Source organism: Halopseudomonas sp., from assembly GCF_041579695.1.
Taxonomy (GTDB): Bacteria; Pseudomonadota; Gammaproteobacteria; order Pseudomonadales; family Pseudomonadaceae; genus Halopseudomonas.
Window position 1 is genome coordinate 1 of record NZ_JBFGFI010000161.1, and the last position, 3,286, is coordinate 3,286.

Sequence of the window (3,286 nt, forward strand, 5' to 3'; positions counted from 1 at the left end):
AGGTAGATGGTAACCGAGAGGATGTGCGTCCTGTCGGTACCGGCCTGCGCGAGCAGTTTTTCGATTTCGTTCAGGGTGCTGCGGGTTTGCACCCCTGCATCCTTGTCCAGATCATCATCCGCCGCCACCTGTCCCGCCAGATAGACGGTGTTGTGGTGAGTGACAATCTGGCTCATGCGCTGATTAGTGTGCAGACGCTGTATCGACATGGCGACGGATCTCCCTGTTCTGATGGTAACGATTGAGGCCCAGACCCTCGGTGCTGATCGCTGGTTTATGGTCGCTGACCAGGTCGGCGAGCAACTGACCAGAGCCGCAGGACATGGTCCAGCCCAGTGTGCCATGGCCGCTGTTGAGATACAGGTTGCGTCGGGACGTAGCGCCGACCACAGGGGTGCCGTCAGGTGTCATTGGACGGAAACCGGTCCAGAACGTAGCGTCCTCCAGACGTCCTCCGTCGGGAAACAGATCGCTGACCACCATCTCCAGCGTGGCCCGGCGCTTGCCCTGCAGGCTGGCATCGAAGCCGGTCAACTCGGCCATGCCTCCCACGCGGATACGATCGGCGAAACGGGTCATCGCCACCTTATAGGTCTCATCCATCACGGTGGAGACCGGTGCCATCGCATCGCTTGCCACGGGCAGCGTCAGCGAATAACCCTTGACCGGGTATACCGGCAGTTCGATGCCCATCGGCTTGAGCAATTGTGGTGTATAGCTGCCAAGGGCCAGTACATACCTGTCGGCGGTCATGACGCCCCGGCTGGTCGCCACGCCCAGGATTTGCTCGCGGTCATCCAGCAGTCTGTGGATGTCACAACCGTAGTGGAATGTAACGCCGATTTCCCGGCACTTTTCGGCCAGTGCGGTGGTAAACAGGTGGCAGTCACCTGTCTCGTCATTGGGCAGTAGCAGACCGCCAACAATCTTCTCGGCGCTGGGCCTCAGGCCTGGTTCGCGCGCCACACAGCCACTGCGATCGAGCAACTGATAGGGCACACCACAGTTTTCCAGCACCTGGATGTCCTTGCTCACTGCATCCAGCTGCTGCTGGCTACGGAACAATTGCAGCGTACCTTTTTCCCGATGTTCGTACTCCACGCCGGTATCGCGGCGCAGTTGCATCAGGCAGTCCCGGCTGTATTCGGCCAGACGCATCATCCGGCCCTTGTTTACCGCGTAGCGCGCCTGGGTGCAGTTGCCCAGCATCTGCATCATCCAGCGGTACTGGTGCGGATCAGCGGTGGGGCTGATGGCCAACGGTGCGTGTCTGGCCATCATCCACTTCAATGCCTTTACCGGCACGCCGGGCGCCGCCCACGGGGAGGAATAACCGGGGGAAATCATGCCCGCATTGCCGAAGCTGGTCTCCAGGCCGGCACCTGGCTGACGGTCGACCACGCTGACCTGATGGCCAGCGCGCGCCAGATACCAGGCACTGGTCACACCGATAACGCCGCCGCCCAGAACCAATACGTGCATGCCCACCTCCGGTTACATTCGCGCAAATAAGAATTCTCGCCATGGGCGATATTGCTATTCTAGGAGCAAGCGCCTGCGTACTTGATTTGAATATTCCACAATGTGCAGAGTGAAATTCTGCACAGGGTATAAAAAACAGGGAATTATCTTGAAAACACGAAGAGCCTCCAGCCGCGAGCTGGACAAGATCGACCGGCACATTCTCAGGCTGCTGCAATCGGAGGGACGGATGTCCTATGTCGACCTGGGTGAGCGGGTCGGACTCTCGACCACGCCCTGCATGGAGCGGGTCAAACGGCTCGAGCGGGAGAAGTTCATTCTGGGTTATGGCGCACGGCTGAACCCGCAGAAGCTCGAAGCCAGTCTGCTGGTATTCGTCGAAATCAGCCTGTCGTCCAAGTCTGCGGACATTTTCGACGAGTTCCGTCGCGCGGCCACCAGGTTGCCCCATGTGCTGGAATGCCACCTGGTATCGGGTGATTTCGATTACCTGATCAAGGCGCGAATATCCGAGATGGCGTCATACCGTAAGCTGCTCGGCGACATTTTGCTCAAGTTGCCCGGCGTGCGTGAGTCGAAGAGTTATATCGTCATGGAGGAGATCAAGGAGAGCCTGGCGATCCCTGTACCCGAAGCCGAATAATGTTTATGCTTGTGTCAATTTTTATTTACACACTTTCGTCATATATCAAACGGACGCCGCTATGCTCGCCCACTCTCAGCAACACACCTCGGCACCTTCCTGGTACCGCGCCACCACCAACATCGATCTGAGCTGTCCGCCGCTGGCCGGCACGGTAGAGGCTGACGTATGCATTGTCGGCGGCGGTTACACGGGGGTGAATACCGCAATCGAGCTGGCCGAGCGGGGGCTCAGCGTAGTGTTGCTGGAGGCGAGTCAGATTGGCTGGGGAGCCAGCGGGCGCAATGGCGGACAGTTGATCCGCGGCGTCGGCCATGGTCTCGAGCAGTTTACCAACATGATCGGTGAGCAGGGCGTGCGCGACCTCAAGCTCATGGGGCTGGAAGCGGTACAGATGGTCAGGCGAAGGGTTGAGCAATACGCCATCGACTGCAACCTGGTCTGGGGTTATTGCGATCTCGCCAACAAGGCGCGGCACATGGACGATTTTCGCGCCGAGCGGGAGGAGCTCCAATCACTGGGCTATCAGCACGAAATGCGTCTTATCGAACGCGAAGATATTCGCCAGGTGGTGAACTCTGATTTCTACGCTGGCGGGATGACCGACATGGGTTCGGGACACCTGCATCCGCTGAACCTGCTGCTGGGTGAGGCTGCCGCCGCTCAGCGCCTCGGTGTGCGGTTGCACGAGCAGTCACGTGTCACCCGGATCGAGCATGGCCCGCGGGTCAAGGTGCATACCGCAGGTGGCACGGTGAGTGCCGGCCAGTTGGTGCTCGCCGGCAACGCCTATCTGGGCGACCTGCAACCGCAACTGAGCGGCAAGGTACTGCCTGCTGGCAGCTACGTGATTGCGACAGAGCCGTTGGGTGAAGAACTGGCGCGCAGTCTGATTCCGCAGAACATGGCGCTGTGCGACCAGCGGGTGGCATTGGACTATTACCGTCTGTCTGCGGATAACCGACTGATTTTCGGTGGAGCCTGCCATTATTCCGGACGCGACCCCAAGGACATCACCGGCTATATGCGGCCGAAGATGCTGCGCGTATTCCCTCAACTGGCAAATGTGAAAGTCGAATACCAGTGGGGCGGCATGATCGGCATCGGCGCCAATCGCCTGCCGCAGATTGGCAAGCTCGCAGACCACTCCAATGTCTTCTA

General features: G+C 59.3%; 4 protein-coding genes. 2 read left to right on the top strand and 2 right to left on the bottom strand.

Translation table 11 applies throughout. The annotated features are described in order from the left end of the window. A partial coding sequence (locus tag ABYA88_RS15835) for a Rid family hydrolase (protein ID WP_373188351.1) occupies nt 1-209 on the bottom strand: 209 nt, incomplete at its 3' end. Continuing rightward, a complete protein-coding gene (locus ABYA88_RS15840; RefSeq protein WP_373188352.1) occupies nt 184-1,482 on the bottom strand; it encodes a D-amino acid dehydrogenase in 1,299 nt (432 codons plus the stop codon). The genes ABYA88_RS15840 and ABYA88_RS15835, both read right to left, overlap by 26 nt. Nucleotides 1,483-1,630: 148 nt before the next feature. Between ABYA88_RS15840 and ABYA88_RS15845 the strand changes: the two genes are divergently transcribed. Both ABYA88_RS15845 and ABYA88_RS15850 read left to right on the top strand, forming a co-directional pair. Continuing rightward, the gene (locus ABYA88_RS15845) at nt 1,631-2,125 is read left to right on the top strand and encodes an Lrp/AsnC ligand binding domain-containing protein (RefSeq protein WP_373188353.1); all 495 of its coding nucleotides are present in this window, start codon (nt 1,631-1,633) and stop codon (nt 2,123-2,125) included. Between the two features lie 61 nt (nt 2,126-2,186). Continuing rightward, nucleotides 2,187-3,286: NAD(P)/FAD-dependent oxidoreductase (locus ABYA88_RS15850; protein ID WP_373188354.1), on the top strand; the 1,100-nt coding region annotated here is incomplete at its 3' end.